Annotated in this window: 19 protein-coding genes and 1 tRNA gene; 16 read left to right on the plus strand and 4 right to left on the minus strand. The window is 54.9% G+C overall.

From position 1 onward, the window contains the following. Nucleotides 1-112 precede the first annotated feature (112 nt). The 5 genes from G7064_RS13650 (at nt 113) to G7064_RS13670 (ending at nt 5,470) form a co-directional block, all read left to right on the plus strand. Complete coding sequence (locus G7064_RS13650; RefSeq protein ID WP_166074015.1) at nt 113-886, plus strand: hypothetical protein; 774 nt, start codon at nt 113-115, stop codon at nt 884-886. 229 nt (nt 887-1,115) lie between these two features. Next, nucleotides 1,116-1,652 (plus strand): fasciclin domain-containing protein, encoded by a 537-nt coding sequence (locus tag G7064_RS13655; RefSeq protein WP_166074016.1) that lies wholly within the window; start codon nt 1,116-1,118, stop codon nt 1,650-1,652. A 194-nt stretch (nt 1,653-1,846) separates the two neighbouring features. Further along, a complete protein-coding gene (locus G7064_RS13660) occupies nt 1,847-2,293 on the plus strand; it encodes a Fur family transcriptional regulator (protein WP_166074017.1) in 447 nt (148 codons plus the stop codon). A gap of 85 nt (nt 2,294-2,378) precedes the next feature. Continuing rightward, nucleotides 2,379-4,922, plus strand: a complete 2,544-nt coding sequence (locus G7064_RS13665; protein ID WP_166074019.1) for a PAS domain-containing protein — start codon at nt 2,379-2,381, stop codon at nt 4,920-4,922. 17 nt (nt 4,923-4,939) lie between these two features. After that, the gene (locus G7064_RS13670) at nt 4,940-5,470 is read left to right on the plus strand and encodes a sensor histidine kinase (protein ID WP_166074020.1); all 531 of its coding nucleotides are present in this window, start codon (nt 4,940-4,942) and stop codon (nt 5,468-5,470) included. A gap of 93 nt (nt 5,471-5,563) precedes the next feature. Here G7064_RS13670 and G7064_RS13675 read toward each other — a convergent pair. Further along, a tRNA-Thr gene (locus G7064_RS13675) sits at nt 5,564-5,636 on the minus strand. A gap of 189 nt (nt 5,637-5,825) precedes the next feature. On the opposite strand from G7064_RS13675, the gene G7064_RS23075 reads away from it, so the two are divergent. From G7064_RS23075 to G7064_RS13705, 8 genes are all read left to right on the plus strand, one after another. Next, on the plus strand, nt 5,826-6,023 hold the full coding sequence (locus G7064_RS23075; RefSeq protein ID WP_317172765.1) for a hypothetical protein: 198 nt from the start codon (nt 5,826-5,828) through the stop codon (nt 6,021-6,023). 2 nt (nt 6,024-6,025) lie between these two features. Next, entirely contained in the window at nt 6,026-6,277 is a 252-nt protein-coding gene (locus tag G7064_RS23080) for a hypothetical protein (protein ID WP_317172766.1), read from the plus strand. Nucleotides 6,278-6,345: 68 nt separating this feature from the next. Continuing rightward, nucleotides 6,346-7,113, plus strand: a complete 768-nt coding sequence (locus G7064_RS13685) for an FkbM family methyltransferase (protein WP_166074021.1) — start codon at nt 6,346-6,348, stop codon at nt 7,111-7,113. Then, nucleotides 7,110-7,400, plus strand: a complete 291-nt coding sequence (locus tag G7064_RS13690; protein ID WP_166074022.1) for a DUF4834 domain-containing protein — start codon at nt 7,110-7,112, stop codon at nt 7,398-7,400. Before G7064_RS13685 ends, G7064_RS13690 begins: the two co-directional genes overlap by 4 nt. 186 nt (nt 7,401-7,586) lie before the next feature. After that, a complete protein-coding gene (locus G7064_RS13695; RefSeq protein ID WP_240935498.1) occupies nt 7,587-9,272 on the plus strand; it encodes a hypothetical protein in 1,686 nt (561 codons plus the stop codon). Further along, complete coding sequence (locus G7064_RS22440; RefSeq protein ID WP_240935499.1) at nt 9,272-10,141, plus strand: YfhO family protein; 870 nt, start codon at nt 9,272-9,274, stop codon at nt 10,139-10,141. Before G7064_RS13695 ends, G7064_RS22440 begins: the two co-directional genes overlap by 1 nt. Before the next feature lie 30 nt (nt 10,142-10,171). Next, complete coding sequence (locus G7064_RS13700) at nt 10,172-11,128, plus strand: 1-aminocyclopropane-1-carboxylate deaminase/D-cysteine desulfhydrase (protein ID WP_166074023.1); 957 nt, start codon at nt 10,172-10,174, stop codon at nt 11,126-11,128. Nucleotides 11,129-11,244: 116 nt separating this feature from the next. Then, a complete protein-coding gene (locus tag G7064_RS13705; protein ID WP_166074024.1) occupies nt 11,245-11,874 on the plus strand; it encodes a DUF4230 domain-containing protein in 630 nt (209 codons plus the stop codon). A gap of 9 nt (nt 11,875-11,883) precedes the next feature. Here G7064_RS13705 and G7064_RS13710 read toward each other — a convergent pair whose 3' ends face one another. Next, nucleotides 11,884-12,810, minus strand: a complete 927-nt coding sequence (locus G7064_RS13710) for a hydrogen peroxide-inducible genes activator (RefSeq protein WP_166074025.1) — start codon at nt 12,808-12,810, stop codon at nt 11,884-11,886. 153 nt (nt 12,811-12,963) lie between these two features. Between G7064_RS13710 and G7064_RS13715 the strand changes: the two genes are divergently transcribed. Next, the gene (locus tag G7064_RS13715) at nt 12,964-14,616 is read left to right on the plus strand and encodes a catalase (protein WP_166074026.1); all 1,653 of its coding nucleotides are present in this window, start codon (nt 12,964-12,966) and stop codon (nt 14,614-14,616) included. 69 nt (nt 14,617-14,685) lie between these two features. Here G7064_RS13715 and G7064_RS13720 read toward each other — a convergent pair whose 3' ends face one another. Further along, nucleotides 14,686-15,189, minus strand: a complete 504-nt coding sequence (locus tag G7064_RS13720; RefSeq protein WP_166074027.1) for a regulatory protein RecX — start codon at nt 15,187-15,189, stop codon at nt 14,686-14,688. Nucleotides 15,190-15,237: 48 nt separating this feature from the next. After that, nucleotides 15,238-15,891, minus strand: coding sequence for an EamA family transporter (locus G7064_RS13725; protein ID WP_166074028.1), 654 nt, complete (start codon nt 15,889-15,891; stop codon nt 15,238-15,240). A gap of 315 nt (nt 15,892-16,206) precedes the next feature. On the opposite strand from G7064_RS13725, the gene G7064_RS23085 reads away from it, so the two are divergent. Both G7064_RS23085 and G7064_RS13730 read left to right on the plus strand, forming a co-directional pair. Continuing rightward, entirely contained in the window at nt 16,207-16,491 is a 285-nt protein-coding gene (locus tag G7064_RS23085; protein ID WP_317172767.1) for a Mur ligase domain-containing protein, read from the plus strand. Further along, nucleotides 16,446-18,701: a bifunctional UDP-N-acetylmuramoyl-tripeptide:D-alanyl-D-alanine ligase/alanine racemase gene (locus tag G7064_RS13730; protein WP_317172768.1), complete on the plus strand. Its 2,256-nt coding sequence runs from the start codon at nt 16,446-16,448 to the stop codon at nt 18,699-18,701. Before G7064_RS23085 ends, G7064_RS13730 begins: the two co-directional genes overlap by 46 nt. Nucleotides 18,702-18,779: the final 78 nt, after the last annotated feature.

The following is an 18,779-nucleotide window of genomic DNA, read 5'->3' on the forward strand; positions in this document are numbered from 1 at the left end:
TCTAGAAAAAGTATAGCTTATTCGCAACCCGGCTTCAAGTAAATACGATATAGACCCTAGTGCGACCCGCCGGTCACACGTAATTATTCGCTCTATCACCCTCACCACTATTATGGAAAACAAGCCAAATCAACCCAACCCCGGATCTGCTTCCTCTTCTACTGGCGCAAACGCTGGTGCTTCTTCTCAGAAATCTTCTTCAACTCCAGGCTCAACGGCCAAAGCATCGGGTGCTGCGGGCTCAGCTAGCACTGCCAGTGGTAGCTCTAATGATGCTAATCGTCAGAACGACAGCTACAATCAGGACCAAAACCGCGAGCAAGGCGGTGCCACTGGTGCTGTAAAAAACTGGGTTGATCAGTTGGGCCTGAATGACACGCTCAACCAACTTCCCCAGTCGGTAAAAGACCTGAGCAGCAAAGCTACCAGCCAGTTCGGCAAGCTGACCACTACCCAGCAGATTGTGGGTGGTGCCCTGCTCATTGGTGGCTTAAGCTGGCTGGCGTTGCGCTCTAAGAGCAGCGACAAAGGCTACAAGTCGTACAAAGGCAAGAGTGGCAAAAAAGATAAATCAGGATACCGCGGCTCAGTTAGCTCCGAGTCGGCCAAATATGGCTCTAAGGGTAGCTACGGCTCCAGCAACTACGGCTCAGGCGGTAGCTACGGCTCTGGTTCCGGCAGCAGCTACGGTTCGAGCGGCAGCTACAGCTCTGATTCTGACAAATCTAATTCCGGCTACCGTCCGGCCCCAAGCAGTGGCAGCAGCTACCGCTCAGGTAGCAGCAGTGGCAGCGACTACGGTTCGTCTTCCGGCAACCAGTCGGGCTATCGGGGTGGCATGGGCAGCAGCTCAGCCAGCTCATCTGATTATGACAGCAGCCTGTAGGTTGTAGAAAAGCCCCCCGGGCACAAAAAAAGCCAGACGTGAGAGCGTCTGGCTTTTTTTGTGCCCGGGGGCTTTTTATGATCTCCTATATGCAAGAATTAACGGAGTTTAGATAGTGAGAGGAGGGGAAATGGCTGATTACAAGGAGATTAAAATAAATTAATCTCAACCATTCGGCCACTCAACAGTTGTACTGTCATTCAATGCTTTTCTACCAGCCACTTTCACTATGAAAAAGAAACTCATCATCCTCAGCGCATTTGCTCTTGTAGGCACTACCGGCATCGCCACTGCCCAAACCACGACAACGGCCCCTGCCGCCACGGCTAATTCAACCCAAAAAGACTTAGCTGCCAGTGCCGCTTTATCAACTGAGCATACTACTTTATTAACTGCGCTGAAGGCTGCGGGCTTAGCCGAACAAGCGAAAGCCAAAGGACCATTTACTGTATTTGCCCCCGATAACGCGGCCTTCGAAAAGCTGCCGGCTGGAACAGTAGATAACCTGTTGAAGCCTGCGAACAAAAAGCAGCTCACTAAAATCCTGACCTATCACGTAGTGCCCGGCAATGTAATGGCGGCGGACCTGAAAGATGGTCAAACAATCAAAACGGTTCAGGGTGAATCGCTTACCGTGAGTCTGCAAGGCGGGACTGTTACTATTCGCGATGCGAAGGGCGGCACTGCTACCGTGACAACTCCCGATATCAAGGCTACCAACGGAACTGTGCACTCCATTGATGCGGTTTTGATGCCCGCCAAATAAACTGCTTGTTTATTGTCCAGTGAAAAAGGCCTGCTTCCATGAAGCAGGCCTTTTTTGATACAAATGCTTCGGCCGCTGCGGCTTTGCCCTCATGATAAGGGACCTCGCAACGATATCAGGTCGTATTTTTACCATTCACTAGCCGAACGAAACCGCCGGTAATTGCGCTTATGCGTTAACATTTTCGAATACTTATGTCCGCTGCCGATTCTGCTACTGCCTTGCTCGCCCAACACGGACTGCGCCAAACGCCCGTGCGGCGGGCTGTATTGCGGGCGTTCTTGGCCAAAACCTACGCCCAATCCAGTCATGATCTGGAGCAAGGTCTGGACGCTAACACCGATCGTATTACCTTGTATCGAACCCTGAAAACCTTCGAGGAAAAAGGGGTAATTCATCGCGTTATCGACAACACTGATATTCTGCGCTATGCACTTTGCTCGCGCGAATGCGCCCGCCACGCCCACACCGATGATCATGTGCACTTTAAGTGCTCCGCCTGCTTGCACACGTATTGCCTTAATCAAGTGGCTATTCCGGCTGTAGCGCTGCCGGGGGGCTTTCAAGCAACATCGCGCGAATACCTGATGACGGGGGTCTGTCAGCAGTGTCAGCCCGGGAGTACCGCATCTGTTCGCTGATACATGAAAAAAGCCCCCCGGCAGTCAAAACCTCCTCTTGGGACCCCCCTTTTAGCAGCTTAGTTTAGTGTTTTCCGCATTTGCTATGCCCGATATGCCCGTGCCGTTGCCTGCCTTATCCAATCCTAGTGCTCTGCTGCACACGCTACTAGATATATCCCTGACGGCTGTCAATTTACTTTCGCCGGTCTATAAGGCTGGAAGCGAAGAGATTGTAGATTTTACAATTGACTACATCAATCCGGCCGGACTGCGCATGGTGGGGCCGCTTGAGCAGCCCTACGCTACGATAAAAACTCACTTCCCCGATGCATTGTCCAACGGGGTCTTGGCCTTCTACCGGCAGGTATTTGAAACCGGCAAACCCGACCAGTACAAAACTACCTATCAGGTCGGCGGATTCGACAACTTCTTTCATCTGGCCGCTCAGCGCAGTGGAGAGCAGCTGGTAGTAAGCTTCACTAATACCGCCGATCAGGATCGGAGTGCCGTAGAGCTTTCCCGCCGCGAAAGTCAGCGCCAGGAGCTGGAGGGACTGGCCCGCGTCGAAACACAGCGCCAGCAGTTGGATACGCTGTTTAACCAGGCTCCGGCCTGCATTGCCCGCCTCTCCGGGCCTACGTATATTTTTACCGTTGCCAATCCGCTCTATCATCAATTATTTGGGGGGCGACAGCTGCTGGGCAAAACCATCCGGGAAGCGCTCCCGGAGCTGGAAAGCGAGCCTTTTTTTGGTTTACTCGATGAGGTGTACCGTACGGGCGAGACATTTTACGGCAACGAAATTCCTATCCACTTCTCTCAGGCCGACTACGAAGGGCCCAATCCGCGCTATTTCAACTTCATCAACCAAGCTACCCGCGATACCTCGGGCACTATTGATGGCATTCTGGTCTTTGCCTACGAGGTGAGCGAGCTGGTGCAGACGCGCCGGCAAATGGAGCAGGATGAAGCGCAATTGCAGGGCTTAAACCAACAGTTGGCAACTACCAATCTCGAATTGGCGGCGGCTACGCATCAGGCGGAAGTAGCCCGGGCCGAAACCGACCTCCAGCGCCAGCAGCTACACAATATTTTTATGCAGGCACCGGCCATGATCTGCATATTTGAAGGTCCTGAGCACCGATTTGGCCTCGTTAATCCTGCCTACCAGCAACTGGTAGGCGAGCGCACTTTAGTGGGGCGGACTATCCGTGAGGCGATGCCGGAGCTGGCCGGGCAACCTATTTTTGGCTTGCTCGATAAGGTTTTTCGTACCGGTGAAACATTCTACGCTCAAGAAATGCTGGTGCAGCTCGATCATGCCAACACCGGCACCAACGACCTAGGAGAGAATTACTACAACTTTATTTATCAGGCGACTCGCAATCTGGACGGCCAGATTATGGGCATTCTTGTGTTTGCTTACGAGGTAACGGCACAGGTAAAAGCCCGCCAACAGGTAGAGCGGAGCCGCCAGCAAGTACAGGACCTTAATGAGGAGTTAGCGGCTGCCAATGAAGAGCTTCATGCTGCAAACGAGGAATTTCTTACCAACAACGCCGAGCTGTCTCGCACCCAGCAAGAACTTAAACAGCTCAACACGGAGCTGGAAGGGCGGGTACAACGGCGCACAGCAGAACTACAGCGCGCCCAAGCCGAAACCGAGCGTCAGCGCCAACGCTTGGAGCGGCTGTTTATGCAGGCTCCCGCTGCCATTTGCATTCTCAACGGTCCTGACCTCATCTACGAATTGGTAAATCCTAGCTACCAGCAACTATTTCCTCGCCGACGGCTGCTAGGCCGGTCCATTTATGAGGCCTTGCCAGAAGTAATCGGTAATCGAGCCGGCGAAACATTTCGGAGTATATACGAACAGGGTGGCACTCACGAAGAGCATGCGTTGCTCATTCCTTTTGCCCGTACGGAAGATGGAGTGCTGGAAGACCGTTATTTCAATTTTATTCAACAGGCTCGTTATGATGAGCACGGCCAGATTGATGGGGTGCTCGTGTTTGCCTTTGAGGTAACGGAGCAGGTAGCGGCTCGCCAGGCGAGTGAGGCCAGCACCCAAAAGCTGCGCCTTATCACAGATGCTTTGCCGGTCTTGATCAGCTATATAGATCAGGAACAGCGCTATCAGTTTGCTAATGAGGCCTATGACGTATGGTTTAAACAACGGCCGGAAACCTTGGTAAACCGCCCTATCTATGAAGTAATAGGCGACAAGGCCTACCAAGGAGTAACCCAATACATTGAGCGGGCCTTGGCGGGAGAGCGGCTGGATTTTGAGGCAAGAATGCCCTATCGGGAAGATTTTGTTCGATACATAAGAACGAGTTACGTGCCGGATATCCGGGGAGGACAGGTGCTTGGATTTTTCTCCATGGTCACGGATGTTACGGAGGCTGTGGAGGCGCGTCAGGCTACGGAAACCAGCCGGCAGCAGACGCAGATGCTGGCCGAAGAGCTGACCGCTGCCAATGCAGAGCTGGAAACCACCAACGACCAGCTCCGCCGCACCAACGTGGACCTGGATAATTTCATTTATACCGCCTCCCACGATCTGAAAGCGCCGATTACCAATATCGAGGGCTTACTGCACGCATTGCAACAACAATTGCCCCCAGCAGTCAGGAGGGCGACGTAAATTTCATTCTGTCGTTGATGCATGGTGCCGTTGATCGTTTCAAAACGACCATCGACCACCTGACGGAAGTATCGAAGCTGCAAAAGGAGCACGATCAGCCCGCCATAACTATTGATGTAGCCGACGTGATAGAGGGGGTTCGGCTTGATTTGCTGCCTCTGATGGAGCAGGTGGAGGCAGAGCTGGAAGTGGATGTAGACAGCTGCCCTACGCTTTCCTTCTCAAAGAAAAACCTGCGCTCGATAGTGTATAATCTGTTGAGCAACGCCTTCAAATACCGCTACCCCAACCGTCCGGCTCGTGTGCGGATTAGTTGCCACACGGAGGCTGCATATGATGTTATGCAAGTGCAAGACAACGGCCTAGGCCTCGACCTGACGCGGGAGCGGCAGTTGTTTACCATGTTTCAGCGCTACCACACCCATGTAGAGGGCTCCGGCATTGGGCTGTACATGGTGAAGAAGATAATGGAGAACGCGGGGGGCAAAATTGAGGTGGAAAGCCAACTTGGCGTGGGCTCTACCTTCACCGTGTACTTCCGGCGCTGATTTTTAGAACCCCAATGGCGTTGCTCAGCTAAACAGCGGTGCAAAAAAAAGCCCCCAAAGCGCATCCGCGACTCTGGGGGCTTTTTTACGAAGAGCCTCTTATTGGACTCGAACCAACGACCTGCTCATTACGAATGAGCTGCTCTACCAACTGAGCTAAAGAGGCGTCTACTGAACACTAGCTGCTCAGGCCAACAAAGATAGGCAGCAGCCGGAAACTAGTGCAAGGCTAGGGGGCTTTTTTCTAACCTCAACCGCTACCCAGAGCCGGGCAACGTGCCGCAGCGCTTATGCGTTTGGAAAAAGCGTCTGGCCTCAATAGCCGTACTTAACTTGATCTTGAACCTCCTGCCACATGAAATCTGCTACTGTAGTACGCGCCTTGGGTAATGGCTTCGCGGGCGCCGTTGTGCTAACGGCCGTGCACGAAACCGCTCGTCATCTTATTCCTGACACTGCCCCGCGCATGGATGTGCTGGGGATGCGCGGCCTGCGCAAGCTGCTGGGCAAAGCAAATGCCCCCAGCCCGACCATGACACCTTATTCAACCTAACCATGGCCGGCGACCTGCTTTCCAACGGCTTGTACTACAGCTTAGTAGGGACTGGCAAAAATGCCTGGCAACGCGGGCTGGTGCTCGGCTTAGCCGCTGGCATAGGAGGCGTGGTGCTGCCCGGCCCCATGGGCTTGGGCGAAGCTCCTAGCAACCGCACCCCGCAAACCAAGCTGATGACCGTAGCTTGGTATCTGATTGGTGGGCTGGCCGCGGCGGGTGTGGCGCGGGCCACGCGCAAGCGCCGAAAGTAAGCCACCGGGCGGAGCAAAGCGTAGGGTAGTGCGTCCACGTAACCGGACGTGCTACCTTTGCCGCTGCTATGGTAAAACAGCTTCGCAAATTATTGGTCCAGGCCCTCGGCTTCGAGCGCTATATCCGCTTCGTGAGCCGCGTGTATTTGGGGTTGGTGAGCGCAGGCTGGGGCCGGGCAAAATACCCGGAGTTGTTTTTTCTAGAGAAGATCATTCGGCCCGGTTTCGTGTGCCTGGATATTGGTGCCAACTTGGGGTATTACTCCGTGGCTTTATCCCGCTTGGTAGGCGCGGAAGGGCAGGTGTTGGCCGTAGAGCCTATTCCTGACTTTCAAAAAATATGGCGGGACAATGTGCGCCTAAGTGGCCACAACAACCTGACGTTATTGCCTTACGCCCTCGGGGGGCAAAATATGACTGTGCAAATGGGCACGCCCGAGCGCGATGGTTTGCTGCACCATGGCATGACCAAAGTAGCAGCCTCCAACCCCAACGAGAATTACGCCCGCACCTACGAGGTGCCCATGCGCGTGCCCGACGAACTGCTGGCCGATTTGCCCCGCCTCGATTTTGTGAAATGCGACGTGGAAGGCTTTGAGCACGAAGTGTTCCGCCATCTACAAGCCACCTTGCGCCGCTTTCGGCCGCTTATTCAAACAGAGTTGAATGGTCTGGAGAATCGGCAAGCGGTTGTTAATTTGCTGGCGGAGCTGGGCTATAAACCATTTATGCTTTCGCCGCGTTCTGAACTTGTACCGTGCTCGACTGAGCAGCTTACCAGCGCCGTTACGTCCGATTTTTACTTTCAACCCGTTTCCTCGCCTTCCCGCCCATGACCAAGTTCCTCCTAACCCTGCTCATCATTTCGCTGCTCGTGCGCTTCGTGCTGCCCGTGGTGCTGCGTTTGGTGGTAGGAATGTTCATCAAAAAACAAGTTCGTCGCTACGGTCAGCAGTTTGGCCAGGCACCTCCTTTCGGCCAAGCCTCACCGTTCGGGCCGCCTCCCGGTCCGGCGCCAGTTCCCGGCGAAGTGCGCGTAGAGTTTGCGCCCCCTAAGCCAAAAGCCCGCCCCGATACCAAATTCAACGGCGGTGAATACGTGGAATACGAGGAAGTAAAATAGCCTGCTTTCATAAACGCCCCCAGTCGCCTGGTTTCTAAACTGCGCAACTGGGGGGCGTTTTTATGCCCACTAAAATCGTTTGGCCGAAACCGTCCACTTCCTGGAATAAAATAAACGACCTACCTTCGGCGTGCTTTGCCAAGCCCTGGGGGCTTTTTGGCCGTTAATCGACTCTTCTTTTCGCTGATGACTACTGTTTCTCCCGTTGCCGTGCCCTTGTGGCGGCGGATGCTGCCCCACCTGCTGGCCGTGTTGTTTTTTCTGACTCTGGCTTGCGTGTACTTCTCGCCTCTGGTGCTGAATGACCAAACCCTCGCCCAGCATGACATTGTGCAGTTCCGCGGCGGCTCGCAGGAAGCGGCAACCTACCGGGCTGAGACTGGCAAGGAGGCTCTCTGGACTAACTCTATGTTCTCCGGAATGCCCACTTACCTCATCAGTACCCGCTTTCCCGGCGATTTATCGACTTATCTGCACCAGATTTTTACTCTGAATCTGCCGGCCGTAGTGGCCAACCTATTTCTGGCGTTGCTCTGCGGCTATATCCTGTTTGTTGCGCTAGGGGTGCGGCCTTTGGTGGCGGTAGTGGGTGCTATTGCGCTGGGCTTCACCAGCTACAACCTCGTTATTCTGGCCGCTGGCCATAATACCAAGTCATTGTCTATTGCCTACGCGCCGCTGGTGCTGGCAGGGCTGCTGGTCACGTTTCGGCGCAACCGCTGGCTGGGCGCAGCCTTATTCGCCCTGGGCCTCACCATGAATGTGCGCTCCAATCACCTCCAAATCACTTATTACCTGCTGTTGCTGGTGCTGGTGTTTGGCATTGTAGAGCTAGTTTATGCCTTCCGCGAAAAGCGCCTACCTGACTTTCTCGGTCGCACGGCTCTCTTAGGCGCCGCAGCCTTATTAGCCATTGGTGTCAGCTTCGGTCGCCTTTACGTCACGGCCGAATACGGCAAGTACTCTATCCGGGGCCGCTCCGAACTGACCACGCCTTCACCTAGCGCCCCCGCTGCTGCCACTTCCGATGATGCTCCCAGCGGCTCCGGCCTCGATCGTGACTACGCCTTCAACTGGAGTTACGGGGTAAGCGAATCTATTACGTTGCTTATTCCTAACTATTTCGGCGGCGCTAGCCAAGGCGCACTGAGCGAAAGCTCGGCCACTGGCAAGGCACTTACCCAACTCGGTGTACCACCTGTTCAGCTTCGCGATTATCTAAGCCAACTTCCCCTCTATTGGGGCGACCAGCCCAGCACCAGCGGCCCCGTGTACGTGGGCGCAGTGGTCTGCTTGCTGTTTGTGTTGGGGCTGTTTGTGGCCGACCGGCGCTTGCGCACTTGGCTATTGATCGGTACCATTTTGTCCATTGTGTTGGCCTGGGGTAAGAACTTCGAGACCTTCAACAATCTGATGTTCGACTACTTCCCCGGCTACAACAAGTTCCGGTCGGTGTCGATGGCCTTGGTAATTGCCCAATTGGCTATGCCGTTGCTAGCAGTGTTGGCGCTGGCCCGCGTCTTGCGCGCCCACCGCACAGCGGCGGCGCCAGTAGCTGGCCACCCAGCCCTCACGCTTCCCGCCGCCGACTCCGCCGAAACCTCTGACTTCAAGCGCAAGCTGCTCTACGCCGTAGCTGGCACGGCGGGCTTGTGCATCTTAGCCTGGCTGCTCAGCTTAGGCGCCAATTATGCGTCTCCTATAGATGCGCAATTGCAGCAAAGTGGCTTCCCACTCGATGCCATTCGCGAAGACCGCGCTAGCCTGCTCCGCGCCGATGTGTTGCGCTCATTGTTCTTTATCCTGGCCGCGGGGGCGTTTTATACTTTTTCCTTCAGCGTAAGCTCTCCGCTACGGCCGCTGCTGCAGTGATGGCTGGGCTCACCCTCGTCGACCTGTGGGCAGTAGATAAGCGCTACCTCAACGATTCCAACTTTCAGCGCGAAACGGTTACGCAGCAGTTTGTGCCAACGCCTCAGGATCAGCAGATTTTGCAGGACAAGGACTTAAGCTACCGTGTGCTGAATCTGAACAACCCATTCAACGAAGCCAACACTTCTTATTTCCACAAGAGCATTGGTGGGTATCACGGCGCTAAGCTGCGCCGCTACCAGGATCTGATTGAGCGGCAGATTTCGCAGAATAACACGCAGGTGCTCAACATGCTGAATACCCGCTACCTGATTACGCCCCCCAATCCGCAAGCCAATCAGCCTTCGCAGGTACAGCGCAATCCGGCTGCACTTGGTAACGCCTGGTTTATAAGCGAAATTCAGAAAGTGCAGAGCCCCAACCAGGAAATTGCGGCTCTTAGCAACTTCAATCCGGCTACCACGGCTGTCATCGATGCCTCGAAATTCCCAGTCTCCAAAACTTCTTACAACGCCGCCGGCTCCACCATCCGCCTGACCAACTATTCGCCGGACGCTCTGAAATATCAGGTCAATGCTGCGCAGGATGGCTTTGTCGTGTTCTCCGAAATCTATTATAAGGACGGTTGGAACGCGTACATCGACGGCAAACTGTTGCCGCATATCCGGGCTAACTATGTGCTACGCGCTATGCCGGTGCCCGCTGGCCAACATACGATTGAGTTCAAATTTGAGCCTCAGTCGTATGCCATCGGTAATACCGTGTCGCTGGTTTCGTCCATTACTCTGATTCTGGGCTTGATAGGGGTAGTTCTTTATATCTGGAAGAAGCGGCCAGTATTGGCTGATCAGGATTTGGTAGCCGCGTAATCCAACACCTCCGCTTGGGGGTTTCAGCTCATGACTACCGCCACGCCGCTGATTCTCCAGGAGCTTGATGAGCCGGCCGCGCGTCGGCGTGGCATTCGGTTGATCTTGCTCCGCGATAATTTAACCCATCCAGAATTGCCCGGCAATAAGTGGCGCAAGCTTAAGTACAACTTGCTGGAAGCTCGCGCCCAAGGCCACGATACGCTCCTGACCTTCGGGGGGGCTTTTTCTAATCATCTAGCTGCCGTGGCAGCCGCTGGTCGGCTCTATGGGTTTCGCACTATCGGGGTGGTGCGCGGTGAAGAAAGCAGTCCCCTGAATCCTACGCTGGCCCAAGCCGCGGCCGACGGCATGACCCTGCGCTACCTCGACCGCGACGCCTATCGGCAGAAGCAGGAACCCACTTTTCAGGCTGACTTGCTGGGTCAAACGGGCCCTGCTTACGTCTTGCCCGAAGGCGGTACCAATGAACTCGCCCTCCGTGGCTGCGCCGAGTTAGTGACCGAGCTGAGCGCGCAAATTTCCTTCGATGCGTTGTGCGTAGCCTGCGGCACTGGCGGCACGCTGGGGGGCTTTTTGGCGGCGCTAAGCCCGCAGCAGCAAGCTGTCGGCGTGGCGGCGCTGAAAAACGGCGGTTTTCTGCAAGATGACATCAAGGCGTTGACAACCGCCGCTGGCCAAACGGTTTCCGCTCCGTGGTCGGTACAGACCCAGTATCATTTCGGGGGGTACGCCAAGTTTTCGCCCGAGCTACTGACCTTCATCCAGCAGTTTCAGCAGCGCCACGGCATCCTGCTCGATCCTTTGTACACGGGCAAGCTGCTGTACGGCGTCCTGGATTTGTTAAACCAGGATTACTTCGCTGCGGGCAGTACCGTGGTGGCCGTGCATACGGGCGGTTTGCAGGCATGGGCTGGTTTTAGCGCCCGTTTTGGGCAGCGAAGCGCGTGGTGGCCGGATGTGATTCATAACCAAGAAGTGAAGTAGATCTTAGCGCGGCGAATTAAAAGCAACCGGATAGTTGTTGTGACTCAACAGTGACTGGCAACGTATGCAGGCCAGTTGTTGCTATTGTTTTCTACTCACCGTTGTTCCCCGCCTGAATGATTCGCTTGCTCCGCCGTTTAGTGCCGTTGTTGTTTTTGGTGGGGCTAGGTTGGTTTTTGTGGGAGAAAGTGCAGCCCACGCTGGCCGAGCTACAAAATCCGCTGCGGCCTACTCCGCAAATCACCGTGACCCACAATACGGTGCTGACCAAAGTGGAAAGCCTGGGCCGCATGGAGTTGGTGCGTTTTCGCTTTAAAGACGTGGTAGAGTACCGCAAAAGCACCTACCGCTTTCTGCCTGACTCCAAAGTGGCACTTATCGTGGCGGGAGAGGCGGTGGGCTGCCTCGATATGACCAAGGTGCGCGCCCAGGATGTCGTGTTTGAGGGCGACTCTATCATCCGGGTGGCGTTGCCCGCACCTGAGCTGTGCACTTGGCGCGTCGATCATAGCCAAAGCAAAGTATACAGCACTGAGAACTCGTTTTTTCAGGATGCTGAGCTCATCGATGAAGGCTACCGCTACGCCGAGCGCAACGTGCGCCAAACAGCTCTGCAATCGGGAATCTTGCCGCAGACGACTCAAAACGCCGAAAAGATTCTGCGGCCCATGCTCGAAACCATGACCGGCCGCCGCGTGGTGCTGACCCAGCAAATAGCTCCACCCCAGCGCCCAGCAAAGCGCTAGGGGGCTTTTTTACTGCCACTTTATTTTCTGGGTAGCCCGGCCGGCGTGTAGTCGCTCGGGTACCTTCTCCAAAATGAGCTGCTGCAAGTTGGTGAGCAGCTGGGTGCGCACGAAGCCATGATGCACGACTAAACTGACCTCACGCACCGGCTCCGGAGCCTCAAAACGCTTTACCATCGGGTTAGTATCGGCTTCTTCCAGCACCGAAAGCTCAGGTACTAGTGTGTAGCCATTGTTGCGGCGTACCAGTTCCTTCAAGGTTTCGATAGAGCCGCTTTCGTAGCTGTACGGGTGTGCGCCATCGGGCGGCGCGCAAATAGTGAGCACCTGATTGCGAAAGCAGTGGCCTTGCTGTAGCAGCCACAATCCAGATCCCGAAAGGTCGGTGGGGCGGAGGGTGACGTGCGCATACAAGGGGTGTGAGGCCGATACATAGCCCAGGAATGGTTCTTCCAGTAGCGGTAACTCACGTAGCTGTTGGTCGTCCAGCGGCGTGATAAGCAGCCCTATGTCGAGCTGATGCGCTTTGAGTTGGCGAACTAGTTCTTCTGATTGAAGCTCCTCCACTCTTACCCGCATCTGGGGATGCCGCTCAGCTAAAGCCACCAAAAACAGCGGTACCAGATAGGGAGCCAGCGTAGGAATAATACCGAGCCGGACTTCCCCTACCAGCTCGCCTTTTTCCACCTCTACTACTTCGCGCAGCAGCTGCACTTCGCGGAGCACGTGGCGCGCTTGCTGAATTACTTTAACACCCACAACTGTAGGCTCCAGACGTTTTTTCTTGCGGTCGAAGAGTAGCACACCCAACTCATCCTCCAATTTTTGAAGTTGCATACTCAAGGCCGGTTGCGTTACGTGGCAGCTGCTAGCGGCGCCCACAAACTGCCGATGCGTATCAAGTGCAATAAGATATTCCAGCTGTTGCAAATTCACCGTTCGAAGATAAACTATAAGCGTTGCTGATACTATTATCAAAACAAATGATTTGATTTATACTTCCAACAACAGCATCTTTGACAGTAATTATATAAGATTGTCTTCGGACAACTCTCGTATAACCGACTAATCACTTAACACTAGCTTACTATGGACCAAGATCAGAATACCACATCTGGCAACGGTACGGGTACAGCCGTAACCGGCGCTGGTACTTCGCAGGATACGCGTACGGCGGCCGGCGAAAATGCTCAGACCCTTACTACCCGTCAGGGGCATCCCCTCACGAATAACCAGAACACGCGTACCGTAGGCAGCCGCGGCCCCGCGACGCTGGAGAACTATCAGTTTATCGAAAAAATCAGCCACTTCGACCGGGAGCGCGTTCCGGAGCGCGTGGTGCACGCCCGCGGCGCCGGCGCCCACGGCGTATTTGAAGCGTACGGCAAAGTAGGCGACGAGCCTATTGAGAAGTATACACGTGCTAAGCTGTTCAATACCAAGGGCAAAGAGACGCCGGTGTTTGTGCGTTTCTCCACGGTAGGCCACGGTGGGCACTCGCCCGAAACCCTACGCGACCCGCGCGGCTTTGCGGTGAAATTCTACACCGAAGATGGTAACTGGGACCTTGTAGGTAACAACCTGAAGGTGTTCTTTATCCGCGACGCGATGAAGTTCCCGGATCTGATTCACTCCCAAAAGCCTGACCCAGTACACAACCGTCAGACTGGGGAGCGCATCTTCGACTTCATCAGCAACACGCCGGAGGCCATGCATATGGTGAGCTTCCTGTTCTCGCCCTGGGGTATTCCGGCCAACTACCGGCAGATGCAGGGTTCGGGCGTAAATACCTACAAGTGGGTAAACCAAGCCGGTGAAGCTGTACTGGTGAAATATCACTGGGAGCCGCTGCAAGGCATCAAAAACCTGACGCAAGCTGAAGCGGAGGCCATTCAGGCCAAAAACTTCAACCACGCCACCCAGGACCTGTTCGACAACATCAAAAAGGGTAACTTCCCGCAGTGGGAGCTGCGCGTGCAAATCATGAGCGACGACGAGCATCCGGAGCTAGACTTCGATCCGCTTGACGACACCAAGATCTGGCCTGAGGATCAATTTCCGCATCTGCCCGTAGGCAAGATGACGCTCAACAAAAACCCCGAGAATTATTTCGCAGAAGTAGAGCAAGTAGCATTCGGTACCGGTGTGCTGGTGGATGGTCTGGACTTCTCGGACGACAAAATGTTGCAGGGTCGTACGTTCTCGTATTCCGATACGCAGCGTTACCGCGTGGGTACCAACTACTTGCAATTGCCCATCAACGCGCCTAAGAAGCACGTAGCCACTAACCAGCGCGATGGTCAGATGGCTTACCACGTCGATTCGGCGCCCGGCCAGAATAACCACATCAACTACGAGCCTTCCTCGCTCAATGGCCTGAAGGAAGCACCCCGCACGGCTCCCGACCACACGCCGGAGTACACGGGTCGCCTGATCCGTCAGACCATCGATCGGCAGAACAACTTCAAGCAAGCCGGCGAACGGTACCGCTTGCACGAAGATTGGGAGCGCAACGATCTGATCAGCAATATGGTGGGCGCACTAAGCGACGCTAATGAGGTGATCCAGAAAAAGATGATTGAGTTGTGCACCAACTGCGACCCGGATTGGGGCAATCGTCTGGCCGAAGGCTTAAAGCAAACCGCTAGTGGTGCCCAAGGTGCTTCGCAAGCCAATGAAAGCAAAAGCGCCGAAGCCGTGGAGCAAGCAGAAGAAATGGCCCACAATGCAAGACCTTATTAATAGCAAATAGTCGTAAAAAAGCCCCCAGAAATCTTCTGGGGGCTTTTTTTGCTTTATAGTTAACTATCGTTATTCGTCTTCATCGTCGGTCTTATCCTTGCCCAGATCATCTAGAGCCATCTTGATTAGGTCGGACTCGTAGCCTTTGCTGGTCATGAAAAGCTGGAGCTTCTGGCGGCGCACGCGGGGATTCTTCTCCTTTTCCTGGCGGTCCTTCTTTTCCAGCACGTCAACCAGGTTTTGGTAGTACTCGTCGCCGTCTATCTCCTTCATGCCCTGCTTAATGCAGTACTCAGAGATGCCCTTGAACTTTAAATCCTGCAGAATGCGGCGGCGACCCCATTTCTTGAGCCGGTATTTGCCCCGCACGAAGCTTTTGGCGTAGCGCTCCTCGTCCAGTAGCTTCTCCCGGCTCAGCCGAATGATGATTTCGCCGGCTTCATCCTCAGTGAGACCGTAACTACGCAGTTTCTCTTCGGTTTCCTTGAACGTGCGTTCCTGGTAAGTGCAGAAAGCGGCTATTTTTTGAAGCGCTTCGGGCGGCGTATAAAATTTCTTAGCGGGCTGCTGCATGCGTCGTGAAAAGGTGTTTTATAGTAACTCAACCCACGCACAAAAGGATCAATTGCTGGGCTTACTATTTATTGCTGCGGTCCCAAAACGCATATTATACAGCACAACGGAGCCCAGAATAATAGCGTACGCGATGGCCTGAATAGTAGTCGCAGCTTCATTGAAATAAAGAAAAGCCAGCAGAAAGCTTACCACCGGATTCAGATACATCAGAATGCCCACCGTGCCTGAAGGCAGCGTATTGAGGGCATACAAGTTTAGAAATAGCGGCAGCACCGTAAAAACAGCGCTTAAAATAGCCGTTATCAGAAGCAAATGCAGGTCGTGAAAACCGGCAAGGGGAGAAGCGCCTAATAGGCTGGCGGTGGGCAAAATGAAGGCGGCAGCGAGCGAAAGCTGCACCGTGAGCAGCACTAGCCGGTCGTAGCCTTGCAGGCGGCGCTGGGTGATAAGGTACAGGGCGTAAGTGGACGCCACCACCAAGCTCATCAGCAACGTGCGCGCCGAGCCCGTACCCAGCAACGCGCAGCTCAAAGCGCTCAGCCCAATGGCTAGCCACTGATTGCGCCGCAGCTTTTCGCGCAGCACCAGAAACCCGAGCAACGCCGTCAGAATAGGGCAGATGAGGTAAGCGAAGGAGCCTGCTTGCACACTTACTTTATTGATGACATAAATGAATAGCAGCCAGTTGGAGGTAAGCAAAATGCCCCCAGCAAGGTGCTGCCAGCTACCCCGCGTCGCTCGCCTACGGGTGCTGTGCGCCACTTGCGCCACGCGGCACGCACGGCCGAAGTGCGGAACAGCAGATTAATAATCAGTAAAATCAGGAGGGAAATGAGGACCCGAAAAAAAAGAATCTGCCCGCTGCTGTAGCTTGCAAGCATACGAAGCGGAATGGGGAAAAAGCCCCAAATAAGAAAAGCCGCGAGGGCGGCTAGGTGGTAGCGAGTAAGTTGCACAACGAAGAAACAAACGGTAAAGACCGCAAAGATACCACACGCCGTACCTTTGCTCTCTATGCTATCCTTCTCCGATCTGCCCGCTCTCACCGGCGGCACCTTGCTCCAAACGCCTCCCGAGGCGAGTCGCGTGCAGCACCTGCTGCTCGACAGCCGGCGCGTGGGGCAGCCGGCCGGGTCCCTGTTCTTTGCCATCCGCGGGGCCCAGCACAACGGCCACCGCTACCTGCCCGACCTGTATAAGCGCGGCGTGCGTCTGTTTGTAGTTGATAGGGTAGAGGAGATACCGGGGGCAAATTGGCATTCCCCGAGGCCGGCTTTCTGCTGGTTCAGGACAGTCTAGCGGCTTTGCAGGCGCTGGCGGCCTGGCATCGGCAGCAGTTTACCATTCCGGTAGTTGGTATCACGGGCTCCAATGGCAAAACCATTGTAAAAGAGTGGCTGGCCCAATTGCTCAGCTCCGATGAGCTGATTTGTAAAAGCCCGCGCAGCTACAATTCGCAAGTGGGCGTGCCGCTATCCGTGTGGGAACTGAACGCAACGCACACGCTGGGAATTTTTGAGGCGGGTATTTCGGAGCGGGGCGAAATGGCGAAGCTCGCGGCTGTTATTCAGCCCACGCTCGGCATCTTCACCAACCTCGGTACGGCGCACGATGCGGGTTTTTCTTCGGCGGAAGAGAAAGTGCAGGAGAAAATGCAGCTTTTTGAAGCGGTAGATACGCTCTTCTACTGCCGCGACCATGAAGCCATTCACAGTACTGCCCAGCAGATGCTTGGTCCGGCCCGCACCTTTACCTGGAGTCGGCAGCATCAGCAGGAAGCCAATTTGGGCGTTACAGTAACGGAAGCCAGCGCCGAGCGCACGGTGGTGCATGTGCGTTTGGTCCGCCCGAGAGTTGAGGAATACACGTTTACCTTGCCCTTCGCCGATGAGCCTTCGGTAGAAAACGCCCTGCATTGCTTGGCCGTGCTGCTGTGGTACGCCGTGCCAACCGCCGAGATTCAGCGCCGCCTCGACCGGCTGTTGCCCGTAGCCATGCGCCTGGAGATGAAGCAGGCCCTCAACGACTGCTACGTTCTCGATGATACCTACAACAACGACCTGGCGGGCCTCACGCTGGCCCTGGATGCCCTGGCCCGCCAACCTCGCCGCGGGCAGCGCACGCTCATTCTCTCCGACGTGCTCGAGTCGGGCTTGCCGGCAGCGGAGTTGTACGCTCGGATTGCAGCCCAACTGCCTGCTCACGGCGTGGGTCGCATTATTGGTGTCGGCCAGGCAATAAGCGCGCACCAGCAGTTATTTAGCGAGCTCCGGGGGGCTTTTTATGCCAGTACAGAAGCGTTTCTGGCGGCTTTTCAGCCGGAGCAGTTTCGCCACGAAACGATTCTGGTGAAAGGCGCCCGCCGGTTTGAATTTGAGCGGATTGTGGCTGCTTTTCAGCAAAAAATCCACGGTACGGTGCTGGAGGTAAACCTGGATGCGTTGGTGCACAACCTTAATTACTACCGCGCCCGCCTCGCGCCCGGCACCCGACTGATGGTAATGGTCAAGGCATTTGCCTACGGCAGCGGCAGCTACGAAGTGGCCAACCTGCTCCAGTTTCACCGGGCTGATTACCTGGCCGTAGCGTATGCCGACGAAGGCGTAGAACTGCGGCAACACGGCATTAGCCTGCCGATTATGGTGATGAACCCGTCGCCCGACAGCTTCCAAAAGCTGCATCAATATCATTTGGAGCCCGAAATCTACTCCTTCGAGCGGCTGCACGATTATCTTCTGGCCGCTGAAGAGCAGCCGATGCCAGCTATTCACCTGAAACTCGACACGGGTATGCGGCGGTTGGGCTTTGCTGAAGAAGATCTGGATGAACTGTGTGCCTTATTGCTGAAAAAAGCCCCCCAGCTGCATGTAGCCAGTATGCTGACCCATTTGGCCGGCGCCGACGAAGAGCAGCACAACGATTTTTCGCACCAGCAGCTAGCCGCCTTCCAGCGAATGACGCCGCTGGTGGAAGCGGCTTTAGGCTACCCTATGTTGAAGCATGCGCTAAATTCTGCTGGCATCATCCGCTTTCCGCAGGCTCATCTCGACATGGTGCGCCTGGGAATTGGCCTGTATGGAGTAGAAGCATCGGGCCAGGATTCAGCGGCTCTACGACCCGTTAGCGCATTGCGTACGGTCATTTCTCAAGTTAAAAAGTTGCCTGCTGGTCAAACAGTTGGCTACGGGCGTCGGGGTATCGCTACCGACTTTGAGCGGCGCACGGCCACTATAGCCATTGGGTATGCCGACGGCTATGATCGGCGTTTTGGCAACGGCGTGGGCGAAGTAGTGATACGCGGCCTACGGGCGCCAATCATCGGCAACGTCTGTATGGATATGTGCATGGTCGATGTCACCCACATTCCCGATGCACAAGCCGGCGACGTAGTAGTCGTATTTGGCGAGGAGATGCCACTAGTAGAGTTGGCTTCCCGCATCGGCACCATTCCCTATGAGCTACTGACCAACGTAAGCGAGCGGGTAAAGCGCATATTCATAAGTGAATAATTGCTTTGTAAATAAAGGTTCTATATTTCTCTCTCTATCCCTTAGCATAATTTAAAAATGTAAAATAGAAATAAGTAT

The organism is Hymenobacter sp. HDW8, from assembly GCF_011305775.1.
Lineage (GTDB): Bacteria > Bacteroidota > Bacteroidia > Cytophagales > Hymenobacteraceae > Hymenobacter > Hymenobacter radiodurans.

What these genes read in the sequence shown, in the direction of transcription:
- G7064_RS13650 (WP_166074015.1), top strand. Translation starts at nt 113, where the DNA reads ATGGAAAACAAGCCAAATCAACCCAACCCCGGATCTGCTTCCTCTTCT.
- G7064_RS13655 (WP_166074016.1), top strand. Translation starts at nt 1,116, where the DNA reads ATGAAAAAGAAACTCATCATCCTCAGCGCATTTGCTCTTGTAGGCACT.
- G7064_RS13660 (WP_166074017.1), top strand. Translation starts at nt 1,847, where the DNA reads ATGTCCGCTGCCGATTCTGCTACTGCCTTGCTCGCCCAACACGGACTG.
- G7064_RS13665 (WP_166074019.1), top strand. Translation starts at nt 2,379, where the DNA reads ATGCCCGATATGCCCGTGCCGTTGCCTGCCTTATCCAATCCTAGTGCT.
- G7064_RS13670 (WP_166074020.1), top strand. Translation starts at nt 4,940, where the DNA reads ATGCATGGTGCCGTTGATCGTTTCAAAACGACCATCGACCACCTGACG.
- G7064_RS23075 (WP_317172765.1), top strand. Translation starts at nt 5,826, where the DNA reads ATGAAATCTGCTACTGTAGTACGCGCCTTGGGTAATGGCTTCGCGGGC.
- G7064_RS23080 (WP_317172766.1), top strand. Translation starts at nt 6,026, where the DNA reads ATGGCCGGCGACCTGCTTTCCAACGGCTTGTACTACAGCTTAGTAGGG.
- G7064_RS13685 (WP_166074021.1), top strand. Translation starts at nt 6,346, where the DNA reads ATGGTAAAACAGCTTCGCAAATTATTGGTCCAGGCCCTCGGCTTCGAG.
- G7064_RS13690 (WP_166074022.1), top strand. Translation starts at nt 7,110, where the DNA reads ATGACCAAGTTCCTCCTAACCCTGCTCATCATTTCGCTGCTCGTGCGC.
- G7064_RS13695 (WP_240935498.1), top strand. Translation starts at nt 7,587, where the DNA reads ATGACTACTGTTTCTCCCGTTGCCGTGCCCTTGTGGCGGCGGATGCTG.
- G7064_RS22440 (WP_240935499.1), top strand. Translation starts at nt 9,272, where the DNA reads ATGGCTGGGCTCACCCTCGTCGACCTGTGGGCAGTAGATAAGCGCTAC.
- G7064_RS13700 (WP_166074023.1), top strand. Translation starts at nt 10,172, where the DNA reads ATGACTACCGCCACGCCGCTGATTCTCCAGGAGCTTGATGAGCCGGCC.
- G7064_RS13705 (WP_166074024.1), top strand. Translation starts at nt 11,245, where the DNA reads ATGATTCGCTTGCTCCGCCGTTTAGTGCCGTTGTTGTTTTTGGTGGGG.
- G7064_RS13715 (WP_166074026.1), top strand. Translation starts at nt 12,964, where the DNA reads ATGGACCAAGATCAGAATACCACATCTGGCAACGGTACGGGTACAGCC.
- G7064_RS13720 (WP_166074027.1), bottom strand. Translation starts at nt 15,189, where the DNA reads ATGCAGCAGCCCGCTAAGAAATTTTATACGCCGCCCGAAGCGCTTCAA.
- G7064_RS23085 (WP_317172767.1), top strand. Translation starts at nt 16,207, where the DNA reads ATGCTATCCTTCTCCGATCTGCCCGCTCTCACCGGCGGCACCTTGCTC.